Source organism: Streptomyces sp. URMC 127 (genome assembly GCF_051386535.1).
In the GTDB taxonomy this organism is placed as follows: domain Bacteria; phylum Actinomycetota; class Actinomycetes; order Streptomycetales; family Streptomycetaceae; genus Streptomyces.
Map to the genome: position 1 here is coordinate 14689 of NZ_JBPQTW010000066.1, position 15689 is coordinate 30377.

A 15689-nucleotide genomic window follows, 5' to 3' on the forward strand; every position below is an offset into this window, starting at 1 on the left:
CGGACCGGAGGTCAGAAGCGGCGCGTGATCAGCGCCCGCTTCACCTCCTGGATCGCCTTGGTGACCTCGATGCCACGCGGGCAGGCGTCCGTGCAGTTGAACGTCGTGCGGCAGCGCCACACGCCGTCCTTGTCGTTGAGGATCTCCAGCCGCTGCTCGCCGGCCTCGTCGCGCGAGTCGAAGATGAAGCGGTGGGCGTTGACGATCGCCGCCGGGCCGAAGTACTGGCCGTCGTTCCAGAACACCGGGCACGAGGAGGTGCACGCGGCGCACAGGATGCACTTGGTGGTGTCGTCGAAGCGCTCGCGGTCCTCGGCGGACTGCAGGCGCTCGCGCGTCGGCTCGTTGCCCTTGGTGATCAGGAAGGGCATGACGTCGCGGTACGCCTGGAAGAACGGCTCCATGTCGACCACGAGGTCCTTGAGGACCGTCAGGCCCTTGATGGGCTCGATCGTGATCGGCTTGGCCGGGTTGATGTCCTTGATCAGCGTCTTGCACGCGAGGCGGTTCTTGCCGTTGATCCGCATCGCGTCGGAGCCGCAGATGCCGTGCGCGCAGGAGCGGCGGAACGTCAGCGTGCCGTCGACATCCCACTTGATCTTGTGGAGGCCGTCGAGGACCCGCTCCTTGGGGTCGATCTCGATCTCGAAGTCCTGCCACGTGGCCTCGTCCGAGATCTCCGGGTTGAACCGGCGGATCCGGAACGTGACCGTGATGTAGGGCGAGGCCGCCGAGTCGGCCCCGGCCTTCTCGAGAGTCGCGGTGCTCATCAGTACTTACGCTCCATCGGCTGGTAGCGGGTCTGGACGACCGGCTTGTAGTCGAGGCGGATCGAGTCCTTGCCGTCCCCGTCGACCTCGCGGTACGCCATGGTGTGGCGCATGAAGTTGACGTCGTCGCGGTTGGGGAAGTCCTCGCGGTAGTGACCACCGCGGGACTCCTTGCGCGCCAGCGCGGACACGGCCATCACCTCGGCCAGGTCGAGCAGGTTGCCCAGCTCGATGGCTTCCAGCAGGTCGGTGTTGAAGCGCTTGCCCTTGTCCTGGACGGACACGTTCTTGTAGCGCTCGCGCAGCTCGGCGATCTTCTCGACGGCCGTCTTGATGGTCTGCTCGGTGCGGAAGACCATGACGTTGGCGTCCATGGTCTCCTGCAGCTCCTTGCGGAGCTCGGCGACCCGCTCGTTGCCGGTGGAGTTGCGCAGCCGCTCGACCTGCTCGGCCACGAACTGCGCCGGGTTCTCCGGCAGCTCGACGTAGTCGGCCTTCGCGGAGTACTCCGCGGCGGCGATGCCCGCGCGGCGGCCGAAGACGTTGATGTCGAGCAGCGAGTTGGTGCCCAGGCGGTTGGCGCCGTGCACGGACACGCAGGCGACCTCGCCGGCGGCGTAGAGGCCGGGGACGACGGTGTCGTTGTCGGCCAGCACCTCGCCCTCGACGTTGGTCGGGATGCCGCCCATGGCGTAGTGCGCGGTGGGCTGGATCGGGATCGGGTCCGTGTAGGGCTCGATGCCGAGGTAGGTGCGCGCGAACTCGGTGATGTCCGGCAGCTTGGCGTCCAGCTGCTCCGGCGGCAGGTGGGTGAGGTCGAGGTAGACGTGGTCGCCCTCGGGACCGCAGCCGCGGCCCTCGCGGATCTCCGTGTAGATGGAGCGCGAGACGACGTCGCGGGACGCGAGGTCCTTCATGACCGGCGCGTACTTCTCCATGAAGCGCTCGCCGTCCTTGTTGCGGAGGATGCCGCCCTCACCGCGGGCGCCCTCCGTCAGCAGGATGCCCATGCGCCAGATGCCCGTCGGGTGGAACTGGAAGAACTCCATGTCCTCCAGCGGCAGGCCGCGGCGGAAGCAGGCCGCCTGGCCGTCGCCCGTGAGCGTGTGGGCGTTCGACGTCACCTTGAAGAACTTGCCGGTGCCGCCGGAGGCGTAGATGACCGCCTTCGCCTGGAAGACGTGGATCTCGCCGGTGGCCAGCTCGTACGCGACGACGCCGGCGGACTTCTTGACGCCGTCGACCTCGGTGATCAGCTGGTCCAGGACGTAGAACTCGTTGAAGAACTCCACGCCCTCCTTGACGCAGTTCTGGTACAGCGTCTGGAGGATCATGTGGCCGGTGCGGTCCGCGGCGTAGCACGCGCGGCGGACCGGGGCCTCGCCGTGGTTGCGGCTGTGGCCGCCGAAGCGGCGCTGGTCGATGGTGCCGTCCGGGGTGCGGTTGAACGGCAGGCCCATCTTCTCGAGGTCGAGGACCGCGTCGATGGCCTCCTTCGCCAGGATCTCGGCGGCGTCCTGGTCGACCAGGTAGTCACCGCCCTTGATCGTGTCGAAGGTGTGCCACTCCCAGTTGTCCTCCTCGACGTTCGCGAGGGCGGCGGCCATGCCGCCCTGGGCGGCGCCGGTGTGGGAGCGCGTGGGGTAGAGCTTGGTCAGGACGGCGGTGCGGCTGCGCTTCGTCGCCTCGATGGCGGCGCGCATGCCGGCGCCGCCGGCGCCGACGATGACGGTGTCGTACTTGTGGATCTTCATGGTGTCGTCAGCCCCGGGCTCTAGCGGATGTTCGGGTCGAAGGTGAAGATCACCAGCGTGCCCAGCAGGACGGTGAACACCGTGGCCGCGTACAGCAGGTTCTTCAGCCAGAAGCGGGTCGTGGGCCGCTCCGCGTAGTCGTTGATGACCGTGCGCAGACCGTTGGCGCCGTGGAGCATCGCCAGCCAGAGCATGACCAGGTCCCAGGCCTGCCAGAAGGGCGAGGCCCAGCGGCCGGCCACGAAGGCGAAGCCGATCTTGGTGACGCCGCCGTCGAGGACGAGCTGGATCAGCAGGTGGCCGAGGACCAGGACGACCAGCACGATGCCGGACAGCCGCATGAACAGCCAGCCGTACAGCTCGAAGTTGGTGCGGGTGGTCTTCGGGGTCTTCTTGGTGCGCTTGCGGGGCGCCTCGATGACCGGGGCCGGGTTGTCGACGTCGTAGAGGGAGACGTCGGACGCGGCGGCGGTGGCAGGGGTGGTTTCAGCAGACATTTCGCGACTCAGCTCCCGAACAGCGTGCGCAGCGTGTGCTGGAGCACGGGGTAGAAGGCGCCGCCCATCAGCACGACCCAGATGCCGACGACCCACCACAGCATCTGCTTCTGGTGCCGCGGGCCCTTGGACCAGAAGTCCACCGCGATGATGCGGAGGCCGTTGAGCGCGTGGAAGAGGATGGCGGCGACGAGGCCGTACTCCATCAGATTCACGACGGGCGTCTTGTACGTCGCGACGACGTCGTCGTACGCCTCGGGGGAGACGCGGACGAGAGCGGTGTCCAGGACGTGCACGAACAGGAAGAAGAAAATGAGGACGCCGGTGACTCGATGAGCCACCCAGGACCACATGCCTTCCCGGCCGCGGTACAGCGTTCCAGCCGGCACGGAAAACCCTCCGGGAGCGGGGATCAGGGCCTGCCGGCTTCTCTGTCGGTCGGGCCCGGCCGGGTACGGTCCACCGGCCCTGGCCATCGTAGCGACGCCTTGTCGGTTCGGCGTCCCGGGGTCCGCAGGTGTGATCAAACAGGCATGTGCGCGCCGGTCAAGGGCCGGACGGGTTGCTTCCGGGGGCTGGGGTGTCCCTTATCTGACCTGCGACGTTCGACTGAATGGGTGTTATGTACCCCAGCGGCGGGGTGCTCGGGGCACCTTCCGGGCCCCGTCGGGTCCCCTCAGGTCCCGCAGGGCCGGACGGGGCGCGGCCGCACCGGCGGGGTGTCCGGCGCGAGCCGGGCGAGCCGGCCGCGGGCCAGCCGGGCGAGCTCGGCGGCGGCGGTGGCGGCCTCCTCGGAGGGGGAGGCGGCCAGGCGGGTGCGCAGGGCGGCCAGGGAGCGGTCCAGGGCCTCCTCCGGGCGGCAGCCGTCCAGGCACAGCACGAAGACGTGGCCGAATCTGTGCTCATAGGCGGCGTGGGCCCGGCGCAGCGCGCGGCAGGCCGCCTCGGTGGCGGCGGAGGGGCCCGCGGTGCCCGGGGCGGCGGCGCGGCCCGGGCCGGTGAACAGGTGCCGGGGGATCGTCTCGTCCGCGAGCGCTTCGGCCAGGTCGGCGGGGGTCAGCTCGCGGGCGGCGTGCTCCGCCGTGCGCAGCAGGGTGCGCAGGTCGGGGTAGGGGCGCAGGGCGGCCAGGCGGCGGGCCCAGCGGCGGCTGGCGCAGCAGGCGAGGAGCGCGGCTTCGGCGGCGCCCGGGGCGGCGGAGTTGAGCCGGTCGAGGCCGTGGCGTTCGGCGTGGGACAGCGCGAGCCCCCGATCTCCGGGTTTCCGGATCCCCGGCGGGTGGAGCCGGGTCGAATGGGGCCGCCACCGTAGCGATGCTTATCGGACACCGTCCGATCGATGCATGAATTTCATTCGGACGGGGACGGTTTCGGGCGCGCGGTGGACATCGGCGGTCTCTTTGTGGACAAAAGCCACTAGTTTTGGGGCAAGTGGCCTGAAAGGCCTCATCGGGCCGAAAGGTCTCGTAAGAGGAGGCTTGCTCCATGGGACTGCGCGCCAGGATGACCCGTGCGTCGGCCGTCCGCGGCACCGTCTGCGCCGGCGTCCTCCTCGTCACCATGACGCTGATGGGCTGCCCCCGCGAGGGCGGCGGCCGGCCGGCCCAGGACGACTCGCGCTCCCCCCGCGCCTCCTCCGCCTCGCCGTCACCGGCCGGCTCCTCGCCCGCCCGGCAGTCCGCCGCGCAGGCCCCCGTCCCCGCCGGCATCCCCCGCGCCATCCCCGCCGTCCGCTCCGCCGAGGCCGCCCCCGGCCCCGGCTGGCGGCCCGCCGACGGCGCCCGCGTGATCGCCTCCGGCCCGCTCGCCGACGAGGGCCGCCGCCTCGCCGGCGAGCTGCACCTGCAGTACGCGGCGGCGGGCCCCGCCCGCTCCGGCGACGTCGAGCTCACCTTGCGCCCCGGCGGCCCGGGCACCGGCCCGCTCGCGGCCGAGGGCTACGAGCTGACCACCCGCGGCGGCACGGTGCGGGTCGCCTCGGCCGGCGAGCCCGGCGTGTTCTACGGCACGCGCACCCTCCTGCAGGCCGTGCGCTCCGGCGGCGGGCTCCCCGAAGGGGTCGTCCGCGACGCACCCGACCGCGCCCAGCGCGGCCTCCACCTCGACATCGCCCGCAAGCACTTCACCGCCGACTGGATCGAGGCCCGGCTGCGCGAGCTGGCCGCCCTCAAGCTCAACCAGCTCGCCCTGCACTTCTCCGACGACCAGGGCTTCCGCATCGAGAGCGACTCCCACCCCGAGATCGTCTCCAAGCAGCACCTGACCAAGGCCGAGGTCCGCCGCATCGTGGCCCTCGCCGAGTCCCTGCACATCACCGTCATCCCGGAGATCGACTCGCCCGGCCACCTCGGCGCCGTCATCGCCGCCCACCCCACGCTGCAGCTGCGCGACGCCGCCGGCACGGCCGCCCGCGGCGCGATCGACATCGCCAACCCCGACGCCGCCCGCATCGTCGACGACCTGCTGCGCGAGTACGCCCCGCTCTTCCCCGGGCCGTACTTCCACCTCGGCGCCGACGAGTACCGCGCCCTGATGGCCAAGAACCCCGAGGCCTCCTACCCGCGCCTGGCCGCCCGCGCCAAGGAGAGGCACGGGCCGCGCGCCCGCGTCCAGGACCTGGCCACCGCCTGGCTCAACGACCGCGCCGCCTTCGTGCGCACCCTCGGCAAGAAGGCCAAGGCCTGGAACGACGGCTTCTTCCGCGGCGGCGTCGTCACCGTGCGCAAGGACATCGAGGCCGAGTACTGGACGGGCAAGGAGATCGGCGCCCGCGCCCCGCAGGAATACCTGAACGAGGGACGCACGCTCGTCAACCTCAACGACGAGTACCTCTATTACGTCCTCGGCGAGCCCAACCAGTTCCGCTACCCGACCGGGCAGCGCATCTACGAGCAGTGGTCGCCGGCCGTGCTGCGCGGCACGACGGCGGTGCCCGCGCCCGCCGGGCCGGACCGGGTGACGGGCGGCCGGCTCGCCGTCTGGTGCGACCGGGCCGGCGCGCAGACGCCGCAGCAGGTCGCCTCCGGCATCCGGCTGCCGCTCGCGGCGACGGCCCAGCGGCTGTGGGACGCCCGCCGGCCGACGCTCCCGTGGAAGGACTTCGCGTCCCTGGACGCGACGGTGCGGTAGGCGGCGGGCGTACGGGTTCCTGCGGGCCAGGTCAAGGATGCTCCGCATCCTTGAACCCGCCGCGACGGCGATCAGCCACAACGGCGGCACCCGGCGGTGCCGAGCCGGCCTCGGCCCGTACGGCACGGCCGGGAGCCGGCGCCAGGCCGAGGACGCCCCGCATCCTCGCATCCGCCGCGATGGCGATCAGCCCCCACGGCCGCTTCCGGCGGTGCCGGACCCACCCCGCGCCGGACGGCGCGTGCAGACGCCGACCCGGAGGGCCTAACCTCCGGGGAGAAGGCACGCGCATCCGAACGAGGGCCCGATGAAGATCGAATTCCTGCTGCACAACGCGTACGGCATCGGCGGCACCATCCGCTCCACCGTCAACCTCGCCGCCGCCCTCGCGGACCGGCACGAGGTGCGGATCATCAGCGTCAACCGGCCCGTGGACGAACCCGAGCTGGCCATCGACCCGCGCGTGCGCCTGACCCCCCTGGTCGACCTGCGCGAGGGCCACGAGGCCGACGAGTACGGCGCGCCCCTCAACCAGCAGCCCAGCGCGATCTTCCGGGACGAGCGCATCGACAACGGCCGCATGGCCGCGACCGCCCTCACCGACGAGCGCGTGCGCGAGCACCTCGCCGCCACCGACGCCGACGTCGTCATCGCCACCCGCCCCAAGCTCATCGGCTACCTCGCCGCGTACGGCTCGGACCGCTACCTGCGCCTGGGCCAGGAGCACCTCACGCACGAGGCCCACGTCCCCGAGCTGCACGCGGTGATGGACCCGGCGATCTCCGCCCTGGACGCCTTCACGACCGTCTCCGAGGCCGACGCCGGGCACTACCGGGAAGCCCTCCCCGGCGCCCGCGCGCGCATCCTCTCCATCCCCAACGCCGTGCCCGCCCCCGCCGCGGAGCCCTCCGACGGCACCTCGCACCTGATCGTCTCCGCGGGCCGCCTCGTCGCCGTCAAGCGCTACGACCGGCTCGTCGCCGCCTTCGCCAAGGTCGCCGCCGAGCGCCCCGAGTGGCACCTGCGGATCTACGGCCGCGGACCCGCCAAGGCCAAGCTGCGCAAGCAGATCGAGGAGCTCGGCCTGTACGAGCGGGTCACGCTCATGGGCGCCCGCTCGCCCATCGAGACCGAGTGGTCCAAGGGCGCCGTCGCCGCCGTCGCCTCCGACGCCGAGTCCTTCGGCATGACGATCGTCGAGGCCATGCACGCGGGCCTGCCGGTCGTCGCGACCGACTGCCCGTACGGCCCGCGGGAGATCCTCACCGACGGCACCGACGGCGTGCTCGTGCCTCTCGACGACTCGGATGCCGTCGACGCCTACGCCGACGCCCTGCTGAAGATCACCGGGGACGCCGCGCTGCGCGCCCGCCTCGGCGCGGCCGCCCGCGAGACCGCCGGCCGCTACGAGCCCTCCCGCATCGCCGCCCGCTACGAGGAGCTGTTCGAGGAGCTGCGCCCCGGCTCCACGACCGTCGCCGAGAAGAAGAAGGGCCTGTTCGGCGGCCTGTTCGGCGGCGGCCGCAAGAAGCAGGCCGCGGCGCCCGCCCCCGCTCCCGCGGCGGTCGCCCACCCCGCCGCGCGCTGCGCCGTCGCCGCCGACGGTTCCCTGGTCGTCCGCCTGCGCGCCGACGAGCTGACCGCCGCCGACACCCACCTGCTGCTGCGGCACCGCGGCAGCAAGGGCAAGGAGGCCGTGCGCGTGCCGCTCCCCGCCCGCCGCGAGCCCGGCACCTGGGTCGAAGCCCGCCTCGACCGCGCCGCGCACACCCTCCCCGAGGGCCGCTGGGACACCTACGCCGAACGCTCCGGCGACAAGTCGCGCCGCCGCCTGAGCGCCGCCCTCGTCGAGCAGAAGGGCCTGCTGGGCCTGGACCTCGCGCAGACCGCGGCCGGCGTCGCGGCCGCCGTCCCGTACGAGACGAGCGACGGCTTCCTCGCCGTCCGCAGCTGGCTGCGCCCCCAGCACGCCGAGGCCGCCGAGGTCGTCGTCGGCGACGACGGCGTCCGCGTCACCGTCCGGGCGTACGGCACGGAGCTGGGCGAGGGCGGCGAGCTGATCGCGCGGCTGCGCCACGGCGACGGCTCGGCCGGCGACGTCCGCGCACCGCTGGCGGACGGCTCGGGGACCCTGCCCTACGAGCCGATGCAGCGGCGGCAGAAGCCGGACGAAGAGCAGGACCTGTGGGACCTGTACGTGCGCCCGAGGGCGGGCGCGGCGCTCGTGCGCGTCGGCCGGATCGCCGGCGACTTCGCCGACCGCAAGGGCATCGACACCTTCCCGGGCGCCGTCCGCGGCGACGTGCGGCTGCGCCCGTACTTCACGGTCACCAACGACCTGACGATCACGGTGAAGGACGTGGCGGGAGAGGACGCGTAGGCGCAGCCGGCGCGTGAGACAGGGGGACCGGCGCGTGAGACAGGCAGGGCCGGGCGCGTGAGACAGGCGGGGCCGGGCGCGTGAGAACGGCCCGGCGCGCACCTCGTGGAGCGCCGGGCCGGAGGCGGCCGGTGCCGCCACCCCCCACAGGAGAGGCACCGACCGCCGCCCGGTGCGGACCCTGGTGGGGCCCACACCCCTTACAGCGCCGCAAGCCTTTAATTCGTCACACTGTCAGACCGGCCTCCGGGCGGGCTCCGCGCGGGGGGCGCGCCGGCCCTTTCTGGACGAAGCCGGGTCACTGCCCGTAACGTGCGGGTCCGCGCCGCTGCCGGTGCGCATCTCTCGCTTGTTGGTCCCAGTGGCCGGGGCAGTCCGGACAACCGGGCAGCCGGCCGCTCCCAGGGGGTTCTCACCTATGTATCCGTGCGGTAACTGCCGCGCCGCCGCCGTCGGCCCGGACGGCCGCTGCGCCGCCTGCGGCGCTTACCAGCAGCAGGCCGCCATGGCGCCGCCCGCGCCGGCCTACCCGTACGCCCCCGCGATGCCCGGCGCCCCCATGCCCGTCGGCGGCGTCGACCTGCGCCGCGGCCTGCGGATCGCGCTGATGATCGCGCTCGGCGTGAGCGTCGCGGTCATGCTGGCCGTCTTCTGGTCCGGCACCCAGACGCGCATGGCGCTGCAGGACATGCTGGACAACGGTGTGACCGGCACCACCGAGAGCGACCTGGAGGACGCGCAGGCCACCGCCACCGTGACCACGGTGCTCGCCTTTCTCTCCACGGCCGCCACGGCCACGCTGTGGGCCGTCTGGTTCCGCCGGGCCCGCATCAACGCCGAGTTCTTCGCCCCCGGCAGCCACCGCTTCGGCATCGGCTGGGCGGCGGGCGCGTGGTTCACGCCGGTCGTCAACCTCTGGTTCCCCAAGCAGATCGCCAACGACATCTACAAGGCGAGCGCCCTGCCCGGCGCCCGCGCCCCCAAGGGCCTGCTGAACTCCTGGTGGACCCTGTGGATCGCCGCCGGCGTCTGCAAGGTCGTCTCCTCGGCGCTGAGCGCCGGCGCCAGCGCCCGGATCGCCACCAAGGGCTACGACGGCTCGACCTGGCGCGAGGACGTCGAGGCGCTGCAGAACTCGGTCAACGTCGCGTCCTTCGGCACGCTGCTGATGGCCGTGGCCGGCGTCCTGGCCCTCCTCGTCGTCCGCCAGCTCGGCGGCATGCAGGAGCAGCGCGCGATGGCGGGCCCGGCCGGCGCGCCCGGCGGACCCGTGCCCGCCGGTGTGCCGTACGGCGCGCCCGGGTATGGGCCCGGGCAGCAGCCCGGCGGCCCGGCGGCCGGCTGGCCCCACCCGCCGCAGAATCCTTACGGCAGCGGGCCGGCGGGCTACTGAGCCACGGAATCTCCGAGTGGTGCAGGATGAGGGCGTGCAGGGGGACGACGCCGAGCTGACGGCCGCGGTGAACGCGGCCCAGGGTGGGGACGAGACGGCATTCCGTACGGTCTACCGCTCCGTGCAGCCCCGCCTGCTCGGTTACGTGCGGACGCTCGTCGGCGACGCCGACGCGGAGGACGTGGCCTCCGAGGCGTGGCTGCAGATAGCCCGCGACCTCGGCCGGTTCAGCGGCGACGCCGACCGCTTCCGCGGCTGGGCCGCGCGCATCGCGCGCAACCGCGCGCTGGACCACATACGCATGCGCGGCCGGCGCCCGGCCATCGGCGGCGACGAGAGCGAGCTCGCGGGCCGCCCCGCCGACGCCGACACGGCGGTCGAGGCCCTGGAGGCCGTCGGCACCGGCAACACCCTCGCGCTGATAGCCCAGCTCCCGCAGGACCAGGCCGAGGCCGTCGTGCTGCGCGTCGTCGTCGGCCTCGACGCGAAGAGCGCGGCCGGGGTGCTCGGCAAGCGCCCGGGCGCGGTGCGCACCGCCGCCCACCGCGGGCTGCGCCGGCTGGCCGAAATGGTGACGGCGGGAACCGCCGGGGTCGACGCGGCGACCGGGACCGTGGGGGCGAACGGATCCGTGCCGGAGGGGAAGCGGGTCACCGACGCCGTCCCCCAGCAGCGGCGGGTGCGCCCCGGGAACCACCCCGGAGCGAACGCTTCTGCCGGTGTGACGCAAATGCGTGCTCGGACGCAGAAGGACATGTGATGGCGGACGACCACCGGTACGACTGGCTGGACGACTGGCTGGACGAGGACGCCGTGGAGCGCTTGCTGAACGGCTCGCCCGCCGCCGGGCGTTCCGGTGCGGGCACCGGAACGAGTGACGGCCCTGTGGCCGCTGACCGTCCGGCCAGGGCCGCGGGCGGCTCCGTAGACAACCCTGCGGGGCCCGGCGCGGACCGGGCCGAAGGGTCCGGAGCGACTGAATCCGGAACCACGGGTACGGGTGCCGCGGGCGGCGCTGCCCGGAAGCGCGGGACCGGCTCTGCCGGGGCGGGCGCTTCTCCGGCCGGTGCTGCCGCGGCGGGGACCGAAGCGGTGCGGGGCGGCGACGTCGTGCCCGGCGCTGCCGTTTCCGGGGACGGGTCTGTCACCGGCCCGGTGCCGGAGGGCGGCGACGCCGCGCGCGGTGCCGTCTGCGAAGACGGCTCCGTCACCGGCTCCGCGCCGGGCGGCGATTCCGTCCCCGCTGAGGCCGAGCGGCTCGTCGCCGTGCTCCGGGAGCTCGTGCCGGCGCCGGCCGAGGACGGTGTGCCGCTGCCGGGCGAGGAGGCCGCGCTGGCCGCGTTCCGGGAGGCGAAGGCCGCCGCGGCCGTGGCTACGGCTTCCGCCGCGGCCGAGCCCTCCGTACGAATCGGCGCTCCCGCAGCGCCCGAGCCTTCCGTACGGCTCGGCGCCCCCGCCGCCCCGCGCCGCCGGCACTTCTCCCACCGGCTCTTCCCCCGCCGGCAGCCCCTCAAGGCCGCGCTCGCCATGGCCCTCGCGGGCTGTGCGATCGGCGGGGTCGCGGTGGCCGCCGGCGCCGGCGTGCTGCCCGCGCCCTTCGGACGGGCGGGCGGGGCGCCCGCCGCCGCGCCCAGCGTGTCCGCCTTCGGCGACGAACCCGCCGGGGAGACCTCCCCGGACGGCCGCCGCCCGTCCGGCGCGTCACCCTCCCGCGGGCGGGACGGCGGCCCGAGCGGCAGCGGCACCCCGGACGGCTCCGCGTCCTCGCCGGGCGCCGGCCGCAGCCGCGGCCCGGGCGACAGGAACGAGGCCCCGGGCTCCCCGTCCGCCTCCCCGCGCCCCGGCAAGGACAAGGACGGCGACAAGGGCGACAGCGGCTCCGGCAACGGCATCAAGCCCGGCACGGCCTGGGCCGTGCGCATGTGCCGCGACTACCTGGACGCCCAGCAGCACCGCGGCAACACCGTCGACGAGGACGACGTCCGCACGCTGGAGCGCGCCGCCGGCATCGGCAGCGCCGTCGACCTGCGCGCCTTCTGCGAGCGCCTGGTCAAGGCGGACGACGGCGCGCGCTCCGGCACGACCGGCAGCCCCGCCGGGGGCCTGACCGGCGGCCGGACCGGCACCGGCCGGACCGGCGACGACGACGGGAACGACGGTTCGAGCGGTGTGTTCCGCCTTGTGCCGCCCGTCCGGAGCAGTACGGGTTCCGGCGTTCCGGCCCCCGGTGTGACGTTTTCGGGGCCCACGGCGCTGTAGTAGGTGAAGCCGACTGGTCATCGGCTGCGCACGAGCCGGAGTTCCCCCCATACCGTCGGCTCCTGCGCATCGGCGCGGGCGGGGCTCTTCCCCCGGCTCTGCCCGCGCCCCCCTCTCTTCTCCCCGCCCCGCCGCTAGAGTCCGGGGCACCGGATATACCGGAAACAACCGAGGACTCCGCAGCGGAGAGCGGGAGGCGTCGCATCCCATGACCCGGTCGACCGAATCAGGCCTGCCCATCGAGCCCGTCTACGGCCCCGAGGCCCTCGCCGGCTGGGATCCCGCCGAGCGGCTCGGCGCGCCCGGCGCGTACCCCTTCACGCGGGGCGTGTATCCCACGATGTACACCGGCCGGCCCTGGACCATGCGCCAGTACGCGGGCTTCGGCACCGCCGCCGAGTCCAACGCCCGCTACCGGCAGCTCATCGCCCACGGCACCACCGGCCTGTCCGTCGCCTTCGACCTGCCCACGCAGATGGGCCACGACTCCGACGCGGACGTCGCGAGCGGCGAGGTCGGCAAGGTGGGCGTCGCCGTCGACTCCGTCGAGGACGTGCGCGTGCTCTTCGGCGGCATCCCGCTCGGCGAGGTCTCCACGTCGATGACCATCAACGCCCCCGCCGCGCTCCTGCTGCTGATGTACCAGCTCGTCGGCGAGGAGCAGGGCGTCCCCGCGGACCGCCTCACCGGCACGGTCCAGAACGACGTCCTCAAGGAGTACATCGCCCGCGGCACGTACATCTTCCCGCCGAAGCCCTCGCTGCGGCTGGTCGCCGACACCTTCGCGTACTGCGGCGCCGAGCTCCCCCGGTGGAACATGATCTCGATCTCCGGCTACCACATGGCCGAGGCCGGGGCCTCGCCCGCGCAGGAGATCGCCTTCACCCTCGCCAACGGCATCGAGTACGTCCGCACGGCCGTGGCCGCCGGGATGGACGTCGACGCCTTCGCCCCGCGCCTGTCCTTCTTCTTCGTCTCGCGCACGACGCTGCTGGAGGAGGTCGCCAAGTTCCGGGCGGCCCGGCGGATCTGGGCGCGGGTGATGAAGGAGGAGTTCGGCGCCCGCGACCCGAAGTCGCAGATGCTGCGCTTCCACACGCAGACGGCCGGCGTCCAGCTCACCGCCCAGCAGCCGGAGGTGAACCTGGTGCGCGTCGCCGTCCAGGGCCTCGCGGCCGTCCTCGGCGGCACCCAGTCCCTGCACACCAACTCCTTCGACGAGGCCATCGCCCTGCCGACGGACAAGGCGGCCCGGCTCGCGCTGCGCACCCAGCAGGTCCTCGCCCACGAGACGGACGTGACGGCCACGGTGGACCCCTTCGCCGGCTCGTACGCCGTCGAGTCCCTGACCGACGCGACCGAGGCGGCGGCCGTGGACCTCATGCGCCGGGTCGAGGACCGCGGCGGAGCCGTCGCCGCCATCGAACAGGGATTCCAGAAGGCCGAGATCGAGCGCAACGCGTACCGCATCGCCCAGGAGACCGACAGCGGCGAACGCGTCGTCGTCGGCGTCAACCGCTTCCGGCTCGACGAGGAGGAGCCGTACGAACCGCTGCGCGTCGACCCGGCCATCGAGGCCCGGCAGCGGGAGCGGCTCGCCCGGCTGCGGGCGGAGCGGGACGGCCGCGCGGTGGACGCGGCGCTCGCGGCGCTCCGCAAGGCGGCGGCGGGCACGGACAACGTCCTGCCCCCGATGAAGGACGCGCTGCGGGCGCGGGCGACGGTGGGGGAGGTGTGCGGGGCGCTGCGGGAGGTGTGGGGGACGCACGTCCCGGCCGATGTCTTCTGACCGGCCACCGTGCTTGTGACCAGCCACCGTGCTTTTGACCGGCCACCGTGCTTGTGACCGGCCACCGCGCTCCGTAGGAGACACTGGAGGGTATGTCCGCTCCCCGCCGCGCCTGCCCCGTATGCACTCGCGAGATCGCCGTCGTCGGCGGCCGCTACGCCCGCCACGACCCGCCGGGCCGCCGCCCCGCCTTCTCGTACGAGCTGGTCTCCTGCCCGGGCTCGCGCCGCTCGGCGCCGCTGCTGGCCACGGAGCCGCGGCTGTTCGACCCGGAGGAGCCGCCGATGGACGGCCAGCAGCAGCTGTTCTAGGAGCCGGAGCTCTGATGTTCCGGATGTTCTAGGAGCCGGAGCCCTGAGCGCGGCAGACCGTGTCCTCGGTCGGCCGCTTACCGGTGACGAGGAAGTCGCTGACGGCACGGTCGCTGCAGGCGTTGCCGCTGTCGAGCCACACGCCGTGGCCGCCGGCGTCCACGGAGACCAGGCGGGCGCGGTCGCCGAGGGCCTCGCGCATCTTCAGGGCGCCGCGGTGGGGCGTCGACGGGTCGCGCAGGTTCTGCACCATCAGGATGTTCGACGGACCCCGGGACGTGATGCGGGTGGTCTTCTCGGCGGGCTCGTCCTTCCAGAACGCACACGGGGTGATGGTCGCCGGCATGCCCCCGGTGAGCGGATGGCGGACGCGGTCCACGGCGACGTCCCGCTGGTACGAGGCGGGGTCGCGCGGCCAGGCCACGTCGTTGCAGACGGTGCCGGCGAAGACGGCCGCCTCGCGCTGCGAGAGCGGCTCGGGGAACGGGTCGGGCTCGGTGACCGGGCCGTCGCCGCCGCTGCGGGCGGCCCGGATCAGTCCGGCGACGACCGGGTAGCGCTCCTTGCCGTACAGGCTCATCTGCATCACCTGCCGCAGCACGTTCCCGGTGAGGGCGTGGCCGGTGTCCTTGAACGTGCGGGGCTTGCGGTCCAGCTCGGCGGCGAGGGCCAGGAACAGGGGGTGGACGTCCTCGGGGCGTGCGGCGAGCCGGTCCTTGCCGCGGGCCGGGTCGGCCGCCCAGCGGGCGAAGTCGGGGAAGGCGTCGTCGGCGCCGCCCGCCATGTTGTTCAGCCAGCCGTGTGCGACGCGGGCCGGGTCGGGGTCGGTGCTGCTGTCGAGCACCCAGCGGTCGGTGCGCTCGGGGAACATCTGGGCGTAGACGGCGCCCACGTACGTCCCGTACGAAACGCCGACGGCGGACAGCTTCCGCTCGCCCAGGGCCTTGCGGAAGCTGTCGATGTCCCGGGCCTCGTTGCGCGTGGTCACACTGCGCAGGACGGCGCCGCCGTTACGGGCGCAGGCTTCGGCGATGCGCCGGGAGCGGGCGATCCCCTCCGAAATGTCGCCGTCCGGGGCCGGCCAGGCGCGGAAGTGGAGGAACTGCCGGTCGTCCTCGGAGAGTCCGCAGTCGGCGGCCGTGCTGCCGCCCACGCCCCGCGGGTCGAGCGCCACGATGTCGTAGGCGCCGTTGGTGGCCTTGCGCACCTCCGCGCCCTTCCGGGCGACGTCGGCCACGCCCGAGCCTCCCGGCCCGCCCGGTATCAGCAGCAGCGAACCGCGGCGGGCGTGCGGCCGGTCCGAGCGGAGGCGGGAGACGGCGATGCCGACGGTGGGGCCGCCGGGTTCGCGGTAGTCGAGGGGGACGGGGAGGGTGGCGCACTCGGAGCCGGGGGCGCTGCCTTCGGCGG

The 15689-nt window shown here is 73.6% G+C and carries 13 protein-coding genes; 7 read left to right on the forward strand and 6 right to left on the reverse strand.

From position 1 onward, the window contains the following. Window positions 1–11 precede the first annotated feature (11 nt). The 5 genes from ACSNOH_RS16310 to ACSNOH_RS16330 form a co-directional block, all read right to left on the reverse strand. The gene (locus ACSNOH_RS16310) at window positions 12–770 is read right to left on the reverse strand and encodes a succinate dehydrogenase iron-sulfur subunit (protein WP_436722056.1); all 759 of its coding nucleotides are present in this window, start codon (window positions 768–770) and stop codon (window positions 12–14) included. Beyond that, on the reverse strand, window positions 770–2524 hold the full coding sequence (gene sdhA, locus ACSNOH_RS16315) for a succinate dehydrogenase flavoprotein subunit (RefSeq protein WP_436722057.1): 1755 nt from the start codon (window positions 2522–2524) through the stop codon (window positions 770–772). The genes ACSNOH_RS16310 and sdhA overlap by 1 nt, the downstream gene beginning before the upstream one ends. 20 nt (window positions 2525–2544) lie before the next feature. Beyond that, on the reverse strand, window positions 2545–3021 hold the full coding sequence (locus ACSNOH_RS16320; protein ID WP_436722058.1) for a succinate dehydrogenase hydrophobic membrane anchor subunit: 477 nt from the start codon (window positions 3019–3021) through the stop codon (window positions 2545–2547). A gap of 8 nt (window positions 3022–3029) precedes the next feature. Next, window positions 3030–3410: a succinate dehydrogenase, cytochrome b556 subunit gene (gene sdhC, locus ACSNOH_RS16325; RefSeq protein WP_436722059.1), complete on the reverse strand. Its 381-nt coding sequence runs from the start codon at window positions 3408–3410 to the stop codon at window positions 3030–3032. A gap of 287 nt (window positions 3411–3697) precedes the next feature. After that, window positions 3698–4258 (reverse strand): 2-oxo-4-hydroxy-4-carboxy-5-ureidoimidazoline decarboxylase, encoded by a 561-nt coding sequence (locus ACSNOH_RS16330; RefSeq protein ID WP_436722068.1) that lies wholly within the window; start codon window positions 4256–4258, stop codon window positions 3698–3700. A gap of 245 nt (window positions 4259–4503) precedes the next feature. On the opposite strand from ACSNOH_RS16330, the gene ACSNOH_RS16335 reads away from it, so the two are divergent. The 7 genes from ACSNOH_RS16335 to ACSNOH_RS16365 all read left to right on the forward strand — a co-directional run bounded on the left by ACSNOH_RS16335 (window position 4504) and on the right by ACSNOH_RS16365 (window position 14279). Next, a complete protein-coding gene (locus ACSNOH_RS16335) occupies window positions 4504–6147 on the forward strand; it encodes a beta-N-acetylhexosaminidase (RefSeq protein ID WP_436722060.1) in 1644 nt (547 codons plus the stop codon). 307 nt (window positions 6148–6454) lie between these two features. Continuing rightward, a complete protein-coding gene (locus tag ACSNOH_RS16340; RefSeq protein WP_436722061.1) occupies window positions 6455–8527 on the forward strand; it encodes a glycosyltransferase in 2073 nt (690 codons plus the stop codon). Between the two features lie 418 nt (window positions 8528–8945). Continuing rightward, window positions 8946–9920 (forward strand): DUF4328 domain-containing protein, encoded by a 975-nt coding sequence (locus ACSNOH_RS16345; protein WP_436722062.1) that lies wholly within the window; start codon window positions 8946–8948, stop codon window positions 9918–9920. A 34-nt stretch (window positions 9921–9954) separates the two neighbouring features. Continuing rightward, window positions 9955–10680 (forward strand): RNA polymerase sigma factor, encoded by a 726-nt coding sequence (locus tag ACSNOH_RS16350; protein WP_436722063.1) that lies wholly within the window; start codon window positions 9955–9957, stop codon window positions 10678–10680. Continuing rightward, entirely contained in the window at window positions 10680–12179 is a 1500-nt protein-coding gene (locus ACSNOH_RS16355) for a hypothetical protein (RefSeq protein WP_436722064.1), read from the forward strand. The genes ACSNOH_RS16350 and ACSNOH_RS16355 overlap by 1 nt, the downstream gene beginning before the upstream one ends. A gap of 208 nt (window positions 12180–12387) precedes the next feature. Continuing rightward, window positions 12388–13968 (forward strand): acyl-CoA mutase large subunit family protein, encoded by a 1581-nt coding sequence (locus tag ACSNOH_RS16360; RefSeq protein ID WP_436722065.1) that lies wholly within the window; start codon window positions 12388–12390, stop codon window positions 13966–13968. A gap of 92 nt (window positions 13969–14060) precedes the next feature. Continuing rightward, window positions 14061–14279 carry a hypothetical protein gene (locus tag ACSNOH_RS16365; protein WP_106678233.1) on the forward strand — a complete coding sequence of 73 codons (219 nt, stop codon included), beginning with the start codon at window positions 14061–14063 and terminating at the stop codon, window positions 14277–14279. A gap of 28 nt (window positions 14280–14307) precedes the next feature. On the opposite strand, the gene ACSNOH_RS16370 is transcribed toward ACSNOH_RS16365, so the two are convergent. Continuing rightward, window positions 14308–15689, reverse strand: a 1382-nt coding sequence (locus ACSNOH_RS16370; protein ID WP_436722066.1) for an alpha/beta hydrolase, incomplete at its 5' end; no start/stop codon positions are given.